Here is a 16,629-nt window from a genome sequence, read left to right on the forward strand (position 1 = left end):
TGCAAATCTTCGGTCTGTCCAATATAAATTTTATTGTGATGGCGAGAATATAAAACATATACTGTGTACATAAATAAAAAGCCCCTTAATCTTACTGGGGCTCTATTTGTTTTTGCTCCGCGTGCAGGACTCGAACCTGCAACCCTGCGGTTAACAGCCGCATGCTCTACCATTGAGCTAACGCGGAATATTTTATAAGAACGAGTGATTAAAAAAATCGAGTCAAAAAATAGAGTTTATTCTAACTTTTGTCAAGTATAAATATGAAAAAAATATCTGGTATTTTCCATTTATTGACTTTATCTTTCTAAAATATGAGAAGCTGATCATTATTTTGTGACGTTATTGTCTTTTTTTGACCGCTTATTGCACTTAGTTCATATTTATTATAATACGGCACACTTATTGATGTAAACTTTTATTCTTATAAGGAGTTATTAAAATGGATTTAGAGGAATTGAGGAAGAAAATAGAAGAAACCTATGCAGATTGGGAAGAAAATTATTACAAAAAAACCATAGACCGAACCCCGGAACGACAGCCTGAATTTACAACTCCTTCTTTTACAAAAATAAAACAACTCTATACACCCAACGACTATTCATTCGAAAATTATCTCGAAGAAATCGGATACCCTGGTAAATTTCCTTTTACACGTGGCGTTCAACCTACGATGTACAGAGGCAGGCTCTGGACAATGCGACAGTATGCCGGTTTTGGTACGGCGCGGGAGTCGAACGAACGGTATCGCTTCTTATTATCGCAAGGTCAAATGGGATTGTCTGTTGCTTTCGATTTGCCTACACAAATCGGATACGACAGCGACGATCCGATGGCTTTAGGTGAGGTTGGAAAAGTTGGCGTTGCAATCGACACTCTGGCAGATATGGAAATTTTATTTGATCAAATTCCACTTGATAAAGTTTCCACCTCGATGACAATCAATGCACCTGCATCAATTTTACTTGCAATGTACATTGCGGTAGCCGAAAAGCAAGGCGTTGGCAAAGAAAAATTGAGTGGTACTATTCAGAACGACATACTGAAAGAATACGTTGCGCGCGGCACTTACATCTTCCCGCCCAAACCATCGATGCGTCTTATTACCGACATTTTCAAGTTCTGCTCGGTTGAAATTCCAAAATGGAATACAATTTCGATATCGGGCTATCATATAAGAGAAGCTGGTTCAACAGCGGCTCAGGAAGTTGGATTTACGCTGGCAGATGGCATTGCGTATGTCGAAGCAGCAATAAATTCCGGCTTGAATGTGGACGATTTTGCCGGTCAACTCTCCTTTTTCTTTAATTCTCATAACGACCTGTTCGAAGAAGTGGCAAAATTTAGAGCTGCGAGACGGTTATGGGCTAAAATCATGAAAAACCGCTTCAAAGCGACCAAACCTAAATCGATGATGCTGAGATTTCACGCTCAAACTGCCGGCTCGGCATTGACTGCTCAACAAGTGGACAATAACATTATTCGCGTTACAATTCAAACATTAGCTGCTGTGCTCGGCGGAGCTCAAAGCCTTCATACTAATTCAAAAGACGAGGCGCTGGCACTCCCCACAGAAGAGTCGGTTAAAATTGCTCTGCGAACGCAACAGATAGTTGCATACGAAAGTGGAATTACAAATACAATTGACCCTCTTGCCGGATCGTACTACGTGGAAACCCTTACGAATCAGATTGAAAAAGAAGCGGAAGAATATATAAATAAAATCGACGCACTCGGTGGAATGGTATCCGCAATTGAACTTGGATATATTCAAAGTGAAATTCAAAAATCCGCTTACAAATATCAGCAAGAAGTCGAAAAAGGCGAACGAATTATAATCGGTTTAAATAAATTCACTGAGAAGGAAGAACATAAAGGCAAAATACTGAAAATAGACGAACACATTCAGAAAGAACAAATTAATTTCCTGAAAAAAATTAAATCGGAACGCAATAATCATTTAGTCGAACAGAAATTAAAAGAATTAAAAACGGCAGCCGAAACCGATACAAATTTAATGCCCTACATTATCGATGCGGTCAAAGCGTATTCAAGCATAGGGGAAATTTGTAACACGCTCCGCTCTGTCTTCGGAGAATACAAAGAACAAGTCATAATTTAAAATGGAGGCGAAAATGGAAATCACGCATATAGAACATATCGGCATAGCCGTTAAAAATCTTGAAGCTGCAATTAAATATTACGAGGATGTACTCGGTCTTAAATGCTATTCAGTTGAAGAAATTAGAACTCAAAAAACGCGTACAGCTTTTTTTATGGTTGGACAAACAAAGATCGAGCTCCTTGAATCTACCGAGCCATACGGACCTATTGGAAGATTTATCGAAGCAAAGGGTGAAGGGATTCATCATATAGCATTTGCCGTAAAAAACTTACCCGAAGCTTTAAAAGAAGCTTCTTCTAAAGGCATTACTCTAATCGACGAAGAACCTAAGCTCGGTGCAGAAGGTTTGAGAATTGCATTTCTGCATCCAAAATCAACCAGAGGTGTTTTAACTGAATTGTGTGAGCACCCTGAAAACGACAATAAATAAACTGGTTTAATAGAATGTCGATAAGCGAAAAGATAAAAGTACTGATGGAAATGCGGGAAGAGGCACGTCTTGGCGGCGGAAAATCCCGCATCGAAGCTCAACATAGCAAAGGAAAATTGACAGCCCGCGAAAGAATTGAACTGCTCCTTGACGAAGGAAGTTTTGAAGAATTCGACATGTTTGTAACTCACAGAACAACTGAATTTGGACTCGATAAAAAATCGTATCTCTCCGATGGAGTAGTTACAGGATACGGTACAGTCGACGGTAGATTGGTCTATGTTTTTTCGCAGGATTTTACAGTTTTTGGAGGCTCACTCTCCGAAACTTATGCCCAGAAAATATGCAAAATAATGGACAAAGCTCTCAAAATGGGAGCTCCTGTAATTGGAATTAACGACAGCGGCGGCGCAAGAATTCAAGAAGGGGTGCGAAGTCTTGCAGGCTATGCCGATATATTCCAGAGAAATATTCTTGCATCGGGTGTAATTCCACAAATTTCTGCAATATTTGGACCATGCGCTGGTGGTGCAGTTTATTCACCTGCTTTGACCGATTTTACAATCATGTCAAAAGACACGAGCTATATGTTCGTTACAGGTCCGAAAGTAGTTAAAACTGTAACCGGTGAAGTCGTTACCGAAGAAGAACTTGGCGGTGCAATGGTTCACGCTACTAAATCGGGCGTTACACACTTCGTGGCTGAGAACGAAGAAGAAGGAATTATGCTCATCAGAAAATTGTTGAGCTATCTGCCTCAGAATAATCTGGAAGACCCGCCAATAATTCAATGCGACGATCCGATAGATAGAGTAGACGACTTTTTAAATGAAGTAATTCCAGAAAATCCGAACAAGCCCTATGACGTTAAAGATATTATTCATTCAATTGTAGACAACAATGAGTTCCTTGAGATTCAAAGGTATTTCGCTCCTAACATTGTAATTGGGTTTGCGCGTTTTAATGGGATGCCAGTTGGTATCGTTGCCAACCAGCCGAATTATCTGGCAGGAGTTCTTGACATAAACGCTTCCAGAAAAGCCGGTCGCTTCGTCCGCTTCTGCGATGCTTTTAATATACCAATAGTAACTCTCGTAGACGTACCTGGATTTCTACCGGGAACTGCGCAGGAATACGGCGGAATTATTTTACATGGGGCAAAACTCTTATTTGCTTACGGCGAAGCAACAGTTCCAAAAATTACTATAATTCTCAGAAAAGCATACGGCGGTGCATACGATGTAATGGGTTCGAAACACCTTAGAGGCGACATTAACTACGCATGGCCTATTGCAGAAATTGCCGTAATGGGACCACGAGGCGCAATCGAGGTTTTACATAATAAAGAAATTTCCAGCATTGCCGACGACTCAGAACGGGCACAATTTATCCTTCAAAAAGAAAAAGAATATAAAGAAAAATTTGCAAATCCATACGTAGCCGCTAAATACGGTTACATAGACGATGTCATTGAGCCCCGAAATACGCGGTTCAGAATAATTAGGGCGCTTCAGTCTTTATCGACAAAAAAAGACACGAATCCGCCCAAAAAACATTCGAATATTCCCTTATAGGTGAAACATGTTCTTGCTTGCTTTTCAGAATTCGGCAATAGATACTTTGACACGCAGTAGAATCGAACAAAATGCGGAAAAATTCAGTCAACTCGACGCATTCGGAATCGGACTTACGTTTATCGGAATGTCCGTCGTCTTTGCCTCACTCTTATTGCTCTATATTGTGTTTTATAATCTGACTAAATTAATTAACAACAGGATCAAGAAAAAACAAACTCCGAGCACAGTTAAAACGGAGAGCTATGAATTGTCAGGTGAAGTAAACGCTGCAATTTCGACAGCAATTTTTCTGTACCTGAATGAACTTCACGACAAAGAAAACATGGTTTTGACGATTAATCGCGTTGCACGGATTTATTCGCCGTGGAGCTCCAAAATTTACGGCTTGCGCCATTATCCACGTTCAAGAGGTTAACATGAGAAAATTTAAGTTTACCATAAACGGTAACAACTACGACGTCGAAATCCTAAGTTTTGAAGATAATATAGCAGAACTGGAAGTTAATGGTACCCGTTACCACGTAGAACTCGAAAAGAAGTTACAGACACCCAAGACGCCGAAACTTGTACGGAGTACCGCTGCCCCGAGCACCGATATTGACGTCTCAACTAAAAAGACAAGTAAACCAACCGAAAAAAAAGGTACCGGATTTGTTAAATCGCCTTTACCGGGGGTAATTTTGTCTGTTCACGTAAAAGAAGGCGATTCTGTTAAGATAGGAGATAAACTTATAATACTCGAAGCCATGAAAATGGAGAATAATATCAACTCAGACAAAGAAGGTAAAGTTATTTCTATCAAAGTTAAACCGGGCGATTCTGTGCTTGAAGGGGATATTTTAGTAGAAATCGGGAGCTAAATATGATAGAGTTTTTCAAATTTATTGGTCATGGTTTTGATATTTTCATGCAATATACAGCATTTGCAAATGTTACTGTTGGTCATTTAATTATGATTACCGTTGGATTGATATTTCTTTACCTTGCTATCGCAAAAGAATATGAACCGCTGCTTCTCGTGCCCATTGGATTTGGAATTTTAATTGGGAACATACCATTTGCCGAAGCGGCAAATTTAAAAGTTGGAATTTATGAAGAAGGGAGTGTACTGAATTATTTGTATTACGGAGTTACTCAGGGGATTTATCCTCCATTAATTTTTTTGGGCATCGGTGCCATGACCGACTTTTCAACTCTCTTGTCTAATCCCAAACTAATTATACTTGGAGCTGCTGCACAGATTGGGATTTTTGGCGCATACACAATTGCACTTGCTTTAGGATATCTTCCTCAGCAGGCAGCTGCAATTGGTATTATAGGTGGAGCCGACGGCCCAACAGCTATATTTCTCTCTTCAAAACTTGCACCCGAACTTACCGGTGCAATCGCCATTTCTGCATATTCTTATATGGCGCTTGTGCCTGTGATACAACCGCCAATAATGAAGCTTTTAACCACACCGAAAGAAAGAATAATCCGTATGAAACCGCCGCGGCAGGTATCAAAACTGGAGAAAGTACTCTTTCCAATTGTTGGTTTATTGCTTACATGCTCAATAACACCATCAGCTATTCCGTTGCTGGGCATGTTATTCTTTGGCAATTTGTTGAAAGAAAGCGGCGTTACAAAAAGATTGGCTGAAACGGCACGCAATGCTTTGATCGACATTGTAACAATTTTAATAGGACTTACTGTAGGAGCTTCCACTCAAGCAACAACTTTTCTTACGGCTAAATCGATCGGAATTTTTGTACTCGGTGCGGCCTCTTTTGTTATTGCTACTATGGGTGGAGTATTGTTCGTAAAATTTATGAATCTTTTCTTGAGCGAAAATAACAAAATTAATCCACTTATCGGAAATGCAGGAGTATCTGCAGTGCCGGATAGCGCACGCGTTTCTCAAATTATCGGACTTCAATACGATCCCACAAATCATCTTTTGATGCATGCAATGGCACCAAATGTGGCTGGAGTAATTGGCTCGGCCGTGGCCGCAGGTATTTTGCTCTCGTTTTTCGTAGGCTAATTATCTATTTCTTTTTCTCACCTCCGATTTATATCTTTGCTGACATGATAATCAGAGTGCATTACTCTGTTTTATTTAATATTACAATAAAAAAATGATTTATTATCAATAAACTAATTGAGTTCAAGAATTCGATTTATTATTCGATAATTATACACGACACGTTATAATATTGTCTTGAAAGGAATTTTTAATGTTTGTAACAGAAAACAAGTCAATAGTAAAAGAAAGAAAGCTTTCAGAATTTCAAAAAAGATATCAGGAATTAGACCGTTACTTTTCTGAAAAAGAACTGGGCTCTATTGTTAAGGACAACAATACGATATTCAGACTGTTTGCACCATCAGCTATTCAGGTAAGGCTTTGTGTGTTTGATAAATTAGAATCTTCAATTTGCAGTGAATATTTCATGGAAAGGGACGACGATGGTGTATGGGAAATTTTGATCGACGAAGATTTGACAGGCAAATTTTACGGCCACAAAGTTTATCACACTGGCGAAGATATCTCCAATCCAAATAAACCAATCTGTGTTGATCCTTATTCAAAAGCAGTTGCCACGTTTACAACTTATCAAAACCCGAGACGTTCAATTGTAATTAAAAGAAAAGAGTTTGATTGGGAAGGGACGGAATATGTACGCCACGACTGGAGAGATTTGATTATTTATGAATGCCACGTACGCGACATGACCATCGACAAAAGTTCCGGTGCAAAAAGTGCAGGCACTTATAAAGGACTGATCGAATCAGATATAAAAGGTGGTCTGAATTATATTAAATCATTAGGCGTCAATGCAGTTGAACTTCTGCCTGTACACGAATATGGTTACTGCGAACTTCCTTACGGTGCACTAAAAAACAATTCTATCAACAACATCAATCCTTATGAAAGAAATTACTGGGGATATATGACTGCTGCTTATTTTGCCCCGGCAGCATACTATTCCGAAAAGATGCCCACTTTCCGCTGGAATAGATGGATTGGGAAAGATGGAAAACAGATTGAAGATTTCAAAGAAATGGTCAAAGCGTTTCATAAGGAAAATATTGCTGTAATACTCGACGTTGTTTATAATCATTTTTCAGAATATGAACTCGGTAATCTCAAACAAATCGATAAGGAATACTATTTCAGATTAGATGAAAACGGGAATTTTGAATCGAAAAGCTGGTGTGGCAACGACTTGAAAACCGAACGTCCAATGGTCCGTCGTTTAATAATAGAAAGTTTGATTTACTGGATGAAAGAATATCACATTGACGGTTTCAGATTCGATATTGCGACGTTAATCGACTGGGAAACAATTGAAAAATTTACTGCCGAGGCAAAAAAAATAAATCCGAACGTAATTTTAATAGCCGAGCCATGGGGCGGCGGTGGTTATAATCCAGGAGGATTTTCAGACAGAGACTGGGCTGCGTGGAATGACCAAATTAGAAATGGAATCAAAGGCGAAAATCCATTTAACGGGAAAGGATGGATATTCGGTAAATGGTTCGGTAACAATTCACCCAGAAGAATTAAAAGTTATGTCAACGGCACTTTAAGACGCGATGAATATGGAATATATCTCAAAAAAGAACACTCCGTAAATTACCTCGAATCGCACGACAATTATACTCTGGGAGATTTTATCAGAATTGCCAGCGGTGAAATAGACGCACATAAAATAATCAGAAATGTAGACGAGTTTGTAAAACTTTCACCTCGTCAATTAAAGCTGAATAAATTAGCCGCCCTCTTCCTTTTCACTTCACAAGGAATGGTAATGATTCACGAAGGACAGGAATTCGCACGCTCGAAAGTAATTCCTTACAATATCAAAACACCCGACCCAAGAAAAGGTACAATGGATACCGACTCATACAACAAGGATAATAAAACAAATTACATTAATTATGCTCACGCAGAAATAAATAAAGAACTGTTTGATTATTATAAAGGATTAATAGCCTTACGCAATAAATATGAAGCCTTCAGAAGAGCAAATTATAACGACATCGCTTTTTTCGACCATGTCAAAAGCGAATTTGGACTGGCATATTTACTAAAGTACCAAGGAGAGCATTTTACCGTATTGTTTAATGCCGAGCAGGAAAACGATCTTGAATTCCCACTCCCCCCCGGCAATTGGGAGATATTGGTCAATGATAAACAGGCTGGGATCGAAAAATTGGGCGAAGTATCCGGAAACATTGTAATACCAGCCATTTCTGGAAGTGTATTAAAAATGATTAAAGACCGAAATTGAATCCCGACATGACCATGTAATTCGTTAACGATTCTCCGTTTATTTTGAAAGCGTTTAGTTTGAATTCGACAACTAAAGATAGATTTTCATTCAAGTGATGAACGATACCAGCACCAAATCCCGCCAGGAACGAATATTCATTAACTTCTCCGGCTTTAATTGCAGCAAGATAAATCGGTTTTCCGTCGACTTCCTGTAAATAATTGTTGTACACATAATACGAGATATAAGAAACTCCGATCTCCATTTCTAAAAAAAACGAGAGGGTTTTTACTGTGTCCATAACTCTACGAAGTCCAAATCCGAGAAGATACATTCTATGGTCGCTTTCGTTATAGGAACTAAAAATTTTATTTTCAGCGAGGGCATTGACCACATTTCTGTCCCACCAGTAATTAGCTGCAACGGCATATAAATGATACCGCTGGCTCAGGTTGTGTTTAAGCTGGAGAGTTAAATTGTAGCCTTGAGTGCTGGCGCCTTTTGTATCGTGCAAACCACCTTTAAATTCAACTGAATTGATAAATTGCGCATGACAATTCAGCGTAAAGAAAAAGAAAGCAACTGCGATTAAGTATTTCATAGCTTGTCTTCTTTTTTGAACGGGGATATAGTAGCTATGACTACATTTAACTCCGGAATTAATTTAAGGCGGTAAAATTAGATTAAAATTCCCTCAAAAAATTTTATTCTTAAAATAGCGCTTGTAATTTATTAGATCAACCAAAAAATGCTTTTCGGAGGGATTTTTCGATAGCGTTTTTGAATGTAGTAAGATTGACCGGTTTACGAAAAACAAATTCGACTCCTAACTTTTTGTATTCCTCTTCGATGGCGGGATTAATATCGCTACTAAGAATAATAACCGGTGGCTTGAATTTCAAATCTGCCAACGTCAATTGTTTAACGAAATCGTAGCCATTCATAATCGGCATAAAATGATCGCTAATTATCAAAGCAGGCGATGTACTTTTAACTGCATCGAGAGCTTCTTTTCCGTTTTCGGCTTCGGCTATTGTATAGCCATCGATTAAGTTTTTAATCAATTTAGAATAGAGTATTCTGTCAGACTTAATATCATCCACAAGTAAAATTGTGGTGGAAGAGATAGGAATAGTAAAAATAAATTCAGAGCCTTTGCCGAACTGGCTCTTGACCTTTATATCTCCGCCGTGTTTAAGAATAATTTCCCGTACGAGAGATAAACCCAAACCGCTTCCTTTTTCACCGGCAGTTCCAGGTGTCGTAAATTTTGTATCAACTTTGAAAAGTTTTGGAATATCTTCCTCTTTAATTCCAGTACCAGTATCTTTAACTGAAAATGTCACGTTCTTGTTTTTTACATCGGGCACTGCACTGATTGTAATGGTACCTCCTGTGGGTGTAAATTTAATGGAGTTTGAAACGAGATTGTTAATTGCTTGAAGTAATAGATTTTCGTCTGCGTGAATAAGCAAATTATCGTCAACTTCAGATTTCAATTCGATTCCTTTTCTAAGAGCGGCGCCAGATAAAATTTGAATCGATTTATCGACCGCCTGCTTAGCTTTGATTTTCTTCGGTTCGAATTTGATTCTACCCGTTTGAAGACGTGTCCAATCAAGCAGTGAATTAACCAGCTCCAGCATATTCCTGGCTGATTCTTCGATAAAACGTATGTACTGAGTTCGTTTTTCTTCCGTGAGATCTTTTTCGTTCAGAAGGAAATCGGTAAAGCCCAAAATTGAACTGAAGGGTGTACGCAAGTCGTGAGAAATAATTGAAATAAAGCGGTCTTTGGTTTCGTTTAATTCTTTCAATTCACTTGCAGACCTCTTCAATTCGTCTTGAGCTCGTTTGGAAAGTGTAATATCGTTAACAATGCCGAAAATTTTAGTGATTTTTCCGCTACTGTCCCTCTGAACAGATATTTTATTCTCAATCCAGATTATATTACCAAGACTGTCGATTATACGGTATTCGAGTTTTTCAAAATTTTTGTCGGATAATTTATAAAGCCGTTTCAGGTTTTTAATAACATCAGAGAGGTCGTCGGGATGAATAATTTTTTTCCATAAAAAACGGTCGTTCAAAAATTGCTGGGGTTTATATCCAGTTATTTTTTCGATTGCCGGCGTATAAAATACCTGCACTAATTTCCCTCTTATTCTTTCTGCAGTCCAGAAACTCTCGTCAATATTTTCTGTAATGCTCCGATATCTTTCCTCCGAAAGTCGTAAAGCTTCGAGAGCTTTCTTTTGAGGCGTAATATCGCGTAATGACCAGACTATAAACTTTTCACCCTCAGCGTCGTAAGAAGAAACCGAACTTTCAAGTTCGATTGTCGATCCGTCTCCCTTCACCCCCTTGAATTCAAAACGTGAGGGCGACTCTTTTCCTTCTTCCAGACTCTGAATGTTTCTTCCCACCTTCATAATATCGTCAACGTCAACAAAATCGAGCGGGTCCTTACCGATAATTTCACTTGCGCTTTTATATCCGAACATTTTAACGAAAGCTTCGTTGACAAGGAACAGTTTTCTTCTATTGATAAGAGCAATGCCGTCGTGCGAAGCCTCGAAAATCGACCGTATAAGCATTAAATCTTTTTCAGCTTCTTTCAACATCGAAATGTCCGTTAAAAATACATTATAATAAATCGGCATTCCCCTATCGTCGTAAACAGTCGATATACTGGCATGAACGTAAATTTTCTGGTCGTGTTTCGTTATGAGAGGAAGTTCGATAGTTTCCTTTTTTATTTCCTCCAGTTCATGGAGATTAAATCCATTTGTCATTAAATAATATGGTTCAATTAAATCCACAAAGTAAAGCGAAGTAATTTCCTGTTCGGTATAACTGAACGATTGCAACATTGCAGGATTTGCATATTGAATTTTCCCATTCAGATCAAGAATGCAAATGAACTCCTGTGTGTGAGTCACTATTTTTCTGAATTGCTCTTCTGAATTTTTAAGTTCCAGTTCTTTACGAATCCTCAATGTGGAGTCGGTGCAGATAAACACGAAATATTCTTTTATTCCTTCTTTTAATTTTGCAATACGAATTGTATAATACTCGGCAGATTGATTATCGTCGCCCAGTTTTACAAGATCATCGACATACTTGTTATCGATCAATTTTTGAGATACAGTATGCAGATAATTCCTGTCGATTTTAGGAAATAATCTGGAAGCTTCATTGCCGTAGACTTCGCTCCTTTTTAAACCGAAGAGCCGCGCAGCCGATTCGTTCCAGTAAACGATACGGTTCATATCGTCGGTCAAAAAAACCGCATCGACCATATTGGAAATAATATACTCGTACTTTCTAAGTTCTTTTATTTCTTCCTGAAGTAATTCTTTTTCTTTCCTATCGATTTCTTTATTTCGAATAAGCAACAATAAATTGCCGTCTAATGGAATCAATGCCACAACAGCAATCTGTTGTCGGTCATCTTTAACATACGGAATTTCCATCCATATCGTTGAATTCGACTTTTCGATTTGTTCAAGAAGCTTTTTAAATAAAATGCCAGATAGACGTTTCGGCTTTTCTTCTTTTGATGTTGCTGCCTCGAAAAGAAAATTATACCGCCAGCACTCTTCAGAGGAATAATTGATCTTACCGTCCACGTCGCAAATCAAATAGCAATCGCAAATCGATTCGAAAATCTTTTTATAATTCAGTCCGCCGCTTTCGCCATAAGAATACTTATATTTAATGTCCTCAAGTACAACTACACCGCCTTCAAACTGGCGCTCTAAAATGACTGGCACATATTTAATAAGAACAGCCATCCTTTCGCCAGCAGCAGTTACTGACGAATAAATTTCCTTTTCGAAGGGCTGATTTTCTTTGAGAATAGAATAGATCTCTTTATCTTCAAATAGACCGATCTTTTCAATATTCTCGCCAGTTATATCAGCCGACTCAACGTGCTTAATACCTTTAAAACCAAAGAATGTCTGATTGACAAAACGTACTTTGAATTCATTTGAAAAGATCAAAATACCTACAGGTGCGGCTTCAAACATCGCTCTTAGTTTCAGCATCTTACCGCCAGAAGTATATTTATCTTCGCTGTATTCTGTCATAAAAGTGGTTCATTTGCTTACATCAATTTATAAATTTAAGCGGATATAATCATAGAGATTTTACTTAAGAATGAGCAGTTTGCGAATTTCGCTTCCGCTCTCTGTAATTAAAGCGTAGTAATAAATGCCACTTGCGAGCTTACCCTCAGGAGCAAAGTTAGTCTGGTATAAGCCTTTTGCGTGATATCTATCGACCAGACTTGCCACTTCCCTGCCGGTAAGATCATAAATTTTTAATTTCGCATTCCCATCATTTGCAAGGAAATAACTAATTACAGTAGAGCTGTTAAACGGATTTGGATAATTTTGATAAAGAATGTTTACGAGTGGAATTTGTCCCTCTTTAGATAAAATTTCAGCTCTTGAAGAAACCGATGCCAGTGCAAGCTGTGTCATTTTTTTATAAAAGTCGTAATTGATGCGCCACATCTGATCCATAGGTGAATGATAATAAGGGTTGAAATCGTTCGGTGTATCTTTGGGTGAATAAAAATCTTCAATAAGTAAAACCGCAGGATAGTTTTGCAACCAGAAAGAATAATGGTCGCTACGTGAAGTGCCAGGATAGATTAATTCAATATCGAGATTAATTAGATAATTTTTGTTAATCGATATAATTTCCTCTGCAAGCAGCGAAGTAAGCGGTTTGCCATCTGAATGGAGGTCGGCTTTAAAGTCGTTGTTGCCGTCCCATCCAATCATATCAAGATTAATAACGGCAATAATCGAGTCGCCTCTGAGTGCAGCATTTGTAGCATAAAAATTACTGCCGTGCAATCCCTGTTCTTCGTTGTCCCAGAACGCATAGACCACAGAATATTTAGTATCGTAACTCGAAATTATGCGCGCTGTCTCGATAACTGCAGCGGTGCCAGAACCATTGTCGTCGGCTCCAGGTGCGTCTCCTTTCGACGGCATGCTGTCATAATGCGCACAAATAATCACATAACGATTTGATGCAGCTCTCCCTTTTTGGACTACTATAATATTTTCAATATTTTCGCCGTCCTCTTCAAATTTTTCGACCTCGACTTTCAAACCGTAAGAACTTAATTTTGCGATCAAATATTCGCGTGCATAAACATTTCCCGGGCTTTCTTTGTGTCTGGATGTAATCTTTTTATATCCACCGTTGATATAAAACGAGTCGACTCCAGTCAGAATTCTCAGATTTGCTTTCAGACTGTCGACGTTTACCTTATTGATGGCATTGAATATCAGGTAATCCGTCTGACCATTAATGGAGACGGCGTAGTTTAAGAACAGGAGAAGTGTTCTAATATATTTTTTCAGCATACGATATTGTCTAAAATCGGTTTATAATTTACAAATAATCTATTAATTATTTCCATTATATTGCTTATTTAATATGTCTTTATGAATTTAAACGTAGCGAGTGGCAATGATAATTCAAAATAACATAACGAAATTATTCGGCATTCGATATCCGATAATTCAAGCTGGGATGGTATGGGTAAGTGGGTGGAAACTGGCATCTGCAGTATCGGAAGCGGGTTGTCTCGGCTTAATTGGCGCTGGCTCGATGAAACCCGAAATTTTAAGAGAACATATTGACAAATGCAGAAGTGCCACCGATAAACCGTTCGGGGTTAACATTCCTCTGTTGCGCGAGGACGCAGCCGATTTAATTGAAACGGTAATTGAGAACGACGTAAAGATTGTATTCACGTCAGCTGGCCATCCTGGTAAGTTTATTGACAAATTAAAAGCGAAAGAAATTACAGTGGTTCATGTTGTCCCTTCACTGAAATATGCTCTAAAAGCTCAATCCGCTGGGTGCGATGCCGTTGTGGGCGAAGGAATTGAAGCAGGCGGTCACAATGGGATTGACGAAATAACCACTTTCAGTCTTATTCCACAATTAAAAGATTCTATCGGCATACCAATTATAGCGGCGGGTGGAATTTCAAACGGCAGATCGATCGCCGCTGCTATGGCGCTCGGTGCCGAAGGAGTACAAATCGGGACACGCTTTGCCGCTACAATTGAATCCTCGGCACATATTGATTATAAAAAGAAATTGGTCGAATCCGAAAACGAAGATTCAGTATTGATCCTCAGAAAAATTGCACCTGTTAGAGTAATCAAAAACCGTTTTGCTCTGGAATTAAAAGAACTCGAAGAATCAGGCGCAGACAAAACCCTGCTTTTAAATAAATTAGGTCGTAAACGGGAACGACTCGGAATTTTTGAAGGCGATCTTGAAAACGGACTTTTAGAAGCAGGACAATCCCTCAATTCAATCAAAGAAATTCTTCCTGCAAAAATTGTAATTGAGAATCTATTGAAAGAAACAGTCGATGCAATAAAAAATCTAAGGGATATTTGCAATGAATAACGAACCGCAGACATTAGAATATATCTATACTTTTAAATTCGAAGACGGATCGGAAAAAGTTTTTACTATTCAGCTTGATGCCGAGACGCTCAATATTATTACCCGCGAGACGGAGGAAATTCCCGAATGGGCATACAATTCCGACTTTCCCTGTAATTCTGAAAAGTGCAATAACTCAAACACTCAATACTGCCCCATTGCGCTGCACCTCGATAAGATAATAAGATTCTTCAGCGACAGAGTTTCCTACGAAAAGGTCTTTATAACCGCCGATATAAACGGAAGACATTATTCAAAAGAGACTACTATCCAAAACGCAGTAAGCAGTTTAATCGGAATTATAATGCCTAGCAGCGGATGTCCCATACTCGGTAAATTAAAACCTCTGGTTAAATATCATTTACCTTTTTCATCAATTGAAGAAACCGAATATCGCGTTTATTCGATGTATTTGTTTGCTCAATATCTCAGACATTTAAAAGGATTGGATGCCGATTGGGAAATGAAGCACCTGCACGATTTATATGCACAAATTCTCGATATCAATCGCATAATATCACAAAAAATTGCACAACTCGAAAACCAGGATGCCAGTTGCAATGCAATTATAGCACTCGACAATTTTGCACAGTTCATCAGCTTTAACCTTGAGGAGAGCGACTTTTCCAGCTACGATAAAATATTCAGAGTCTGGTTCGATTAATACCAGAAGTGAAATTGAAGCACAAAGGCATTGTTCTTAATTCCCGCCGATTCGAGATTTATTCTGTACTGTGGCCTGACTTCAATAAAACTGTACGGAAAAAATTCAAATCCAAGAATTATATGCTCGAATTCATTGTCCGGCGTAGAATCGTCATAATCGAAGTAATCATATCGAACTATAGCATCGATGCCCACGTAAACTTTATAAGCGGCTTCCAGCATTACAGCTCTGCTGTAGATTCCTTCAGCCACATAATTCCGAGCAATATCGTATTCTCCCATAAGCGAGAAGTATTTTAATCCGAACCCAGCAAAACCACCATACATTTTAGATTGAAGTGATGAAGACAAAACTTTCCTTTCGAAGGCTACGTAAGAAGCGCCTACAAGTATGTTAGCATCTCCCATTTGTCGGGTAGTTTCGAATCGCAATGTAAAAGTCGGGTCGCTCGAAAATAATGAACTTGATTTTGGTTTCCCCATACTTGCTGTAATTAATGTATTGTCAGTTAAATACGCTCCCAATTCAATGCCAGTTTCAATATAAAATGGATTATAGAACATCCCCTGAATTCTTCCGAGTGAAAAAAGCAGACCGAAATCCCCGCCTTTTGAATACGCCGTATGATCGTCGATACGTATTCCGTAATAGGGAACGAAGGAACCCACTTTTATGTAGCTCTCGTTCGGTAAAATGCGCCCCACGGCATAGGCTTCCCAGATAGATTGTACAAAATCGTATCGTGTAATAACGTCGATCTTTTCGGATATTGAAGCGTTCATATAGAGACTCCCACTCATGTCCTGGAAGTCGGAACGATTCTTTTCCTGTGAATAAAGTATTTGTGTTCTGTAGTCGAATCCGATAATTAAATTATCCGTAATAGCTGGCGACAGGGGAAGATCTTTTTGATGCGGAGAAATCAAACTCAGCGTGTTCTTTCCAAAATAAAATCCGTCCTCGTTCCTTATAATGCCACCTGTTGGATTAACGTGACAATCGACACAACGGTCACCCTGTTTAATTGCAAAACGAGGTAAGGCTATTATTTCGGAAATCATAAAAAGTCCGAATAA

Annotated in this window: 13 protein-coding genes and 1 tRNA gene; 9 read left to right on the forward strand and 5 right to left on the reverse strand. The window is 38.7% G+C overall.

The features are described 5' to 3' along the window. Nucleotides 1–115 precede the first annotated feature (115 nt). Nucleotides 116–187: transfer RNA gene (locus tag ACUN8G_RS01990), tRNA-Asn, on the reverse strand. Between the two features lie 255 nt (nucleotides 188–442). Between ACUN8G_RS01990 and ACUN8G_RS01995 the strand changes: the two genes are divergently transcribed. From ACUN8G_RS01995 to ACUN8G_RS02025, 7 genes are all read left to right on the forward strand, one after another. Next, nucleotides 443–2,122, forward strand: a complete 1,680-nt coding sequence (locus ACUN8G_RS01995) for an acyl-CoA mutase large subunit family protein (RefSeq protein ID WP_437345440.1) — start codon at nucleotides 443–445, stop codon at nucleotides 2,120–2,122. Nucleotides 2,123–2,135: 13 nt separating this feature from the next. Further along, the gene (gene mce / locus ACUN8G_RS02000; protein WP_437345441.1) at nucleotides 2,136–2,555 is read left to right on the forward strand and encodes a methylmalonyl-CoA epimerase; all 420 of its coding nucleotides are present in this window, start codon (nucleotides 2,136–2,138) and stop codon (nucleotides 2,553–2,555) included. Nucleotides 2,556–2,569: 14 nt separating this feature from the next. Further along, nucleotides 2,570–4,129 (forward strand): acyl-CoA carboxylase subunit beta, encoded by a 1,560-nt coding sequence (locus ACUN8G_RS02005; protein ID WP_437345442.1) that lies wholly within the window; start codon nucleotides 2,570–2,572, stop codon nucleotides 4,127–4,129. A gap of 7 nt (nucleotides 4,130–4,136) precedes the next feature. Continuing rightward, nucleotides 4,137–4,547: an OadG family protein gene (locus ACUN8G_RS02010; protein WP_437345443.1), complete on the forward strand. Its 411-nt coding sequence runs from the start codon at nucleotides 4,137–4,139 to the stop codon at nucleotides 4,545–4,547. Nucleotide 4,548: 1 nt separating this feature from the next. Then, on the forward strand, nucleotides 4,549–4,992 hold the full coding sequence (locus tag ACUN8G_RS02015) for an acetyl-CoA carboxylase biotin carboxyl carrier protein (RefSeq protein ID WP_437345444.1): 444 nt from the start codon (nucleotides 4,549–4,551) through the stop codon (nucleotides 4,990–4,992). 2 nt (nucleotides 4,993–4,994) lie between these two features. Continuing rightward, nucleotides 4,995–6,158 carry a sodium ion-translocating decarboxylase subunit beta gene (locus ACUN8G_RS02020; RefSeq protein ID WP_437345445.1) on the forward strand — a complete coding sequence of 388 codons (1,164 nt, stop codon included), beginning with the start codon at nucleotides 4,995–4,997 and terminating at the stop codon, nucleotides 6,156–6,158. 193 nt (nucleotides 6,159–6,351) lie between these two features. Then, nucleotides 6,352–8,412 carry an alpha-amylase family glycosyl hydrolase gene (locus ACUN8G_RS02025; protein WP_437345446.1) on the forward strand — a complete coding sequence of 687 codons (2,061 nt, stop codon included), beginning with the start codon at nucleotides 6,352–6,354 and terminating at the stop codon, nucleotides 8,410–8,412. Here ACUN8G_RS02025 and ACUN8G_RS02030 read toward each other — a convergent pair. From ACUN8G_RS02030 to ACUN8G_RS02040, 3 genes are all read right to left on the reverse strand, one after another. Next, nucleotides 8,396–8,995 carry a hypothetical protein gene (locus ACUN8G_RS02030; protein WP_437345447.1) on the reverse strand — a complete coding sequence of 200 codons (600 nt, stop codon included), beginning with the start codon at nucleotides 8,993–8,995 and terminating at the stop codon, nucleotides 8,396–8,398. The genes ACUN8G_RS02025 and ACUN8G_RS02030 overlap by 17 nt on opposite strands. Nucleotides 8,996–9,131: 136 nt before the next feature. Beyond that, complete coding sequence (locus ACUN8G_RS02035) at nucleotides 9,132–12,488, reverse strand: hybrid sensor histidine kinase/response regulator (RefSeq protein WP_437345448.1); 3,357 nt, start codon at nucleotides 12,486–12,488, stop codon at nucleotides 9,132–9,134. 60 nt (nucleotides 12,489–12,548) lie between these two features. After that, on the reverse strand, nucleotides 12,549–13,784 hold the full coding sequence (locus ACUN8G_RS02040) for a M28 family peptidase (RefSeq protein WP_437345449.1): 1,236 nt from the start codon (nucleotides 13,782–13,784) through the stop codon (nucleotides 12,549–12,551). A 106-nt stretch (nucleotides 13,785–13,890) separates the two neighbouring features. Between ACUN8G_RS02040 and ACUN8G_RS02045 the strand changes: the two genes are divergently transcribed. Beyond that, on the forward strand, nucleotides 13,891–14,847 hold the full coding sequence (locus tag ACUN8G_RS02045) for an NAD(P)H-dependent flavin oxidoreductase (protein WP_437345450.1): 957 nt from the start codon (nucleotides 13,891–13,893) through the stop codon (nucleotides 14,845–14,847). After that, nucleotides 14,840–15,550, forward strand: a complete 711-nt coding sequence (locus tag ACUN8G_RS02050) for a DUF6901 family protein (protein WP_437345451.1) — start codon at nucleotides 14,840–14,842, stop codon at nucleotides 15,548–15,550. Before ACUN8G_RS02045 ends, ACUN8G_RS02050 begins: the two co-directional genes overlap by 8 nt. Here ACUN8G_RS02050 and ACUN8G_RS02055 read toward each other — a convergent pair. Then, nucleotides 15,547–16,614, reverse strand: a complete 1,068-nt coding sequence (locus ACUN8G_RS02055) for a hypothetical protein (RefSeq protein ID WP_437345452.1) — start codon at nucleotides 16,612–16,614, stop codon at nucleotides 15,547–15,549. The two genes, ACUN8G_RS02050 and ACUN8G_RS02055, sit on opposite strands and share 4 nt — an antisense overlap. Nucleotides 16,615–16,629: the final 15 nt, after the last annotated feature.

This window comes from Melioribacter sulfuriphilus, from assembly GCF_052656625.1.

Bases quoted from the DNA above. Each gene is read 5' to 3' on its own strand.
- ACUN8G_RS01995 (WP_437345440.1), top strand. From the start codon at position 443: ATGGATTTAGAGGAATTGAGGAAGAAAATAGAAGAAACCTATGCAGAT.
- mce (WP_437345441.1), top strand. From the start codon at position 2,136: ATGGAAATCACGCATATAGAACATATCGGCATAGCCGTTAAAAATCTT.
- ACUN8G_RS02005 (WP_437345442.1), top strand. From the start codon at position 2,570: ATGTCGATAAGCGAAAAGATAAAAGTACTGATGGAAATGCGGGAAGAG.
- ACUN8G_RS02010 (WP_437345443.1), top strand. From the start codon at position 4,137: ATGTTCTTGCTTGCTTTTCAGAATTCGGCAATAGATACTTTGACACGC.
- ACUN8G_RS02015 (WP_437345444.1), top strand. From the start codon at position 4,549: ATGAGAAAATTTAAGTTTACCATAAACGGTAACAACTACGACGTCGAA.
- ACUN8G_RS02020 (WP_437345445.1), top strand. From the start codon at position 4,995: ATGATAGAGTTTTTCAAATTTATTGGTCATGGTTTTGATATTTTCATG.
- ACUN8G_RS02025 (WP_437345446.1), top strand. From the start codon at position 6,352: ATGTTTGTAACAGAAAACAAGTCAATAGTAAAAGAAAGAAAGCTTTCA.
- ACUN8G_RS02030 (WP_437345447.1), bottom strand. From the start codon at position 8,995: ATGAAATACTTAATCGCAGTTGCTTTCTTTTTCTTTACGCTGAATTGT.
- ACUN8G_RS02035 (WP_437345448.1), bottom strand. From the start codon at position 12,488: ATGACAGAATACAGCGAAGATAAATATACTTCTGGCGGTAAGATGCTG.
- ACUN8G_RS02040 (WP_437345449.1), bottom strand. From the start codon at position 13,784: ATGCTGAAAAAATATATTAGAACACTTCTCCTGTTCTTAAACTACGCC.
- ACUN8G_RS02045 (WP_437345450.1), top strand. From the start codon at position 13,891: ATGATAATTCAAAATAACATAACGAAATTATTCGGCATTCGATATCCG.
- ACUN8G_RS02050 (WP_437345451.1), top strand. From the start codon at position 14,840: ATGAATAACGAACCGCAGACATTAGAATATATCTATACTTTTAAATTC.
- ACUN8G_RS02055 (WP_437345452.1), bottom strand. From the start codon at position 16,614: ATGATTTCCGAAATAATAGCCTTACCTCGTTTTGCAATTAAACAGGGT.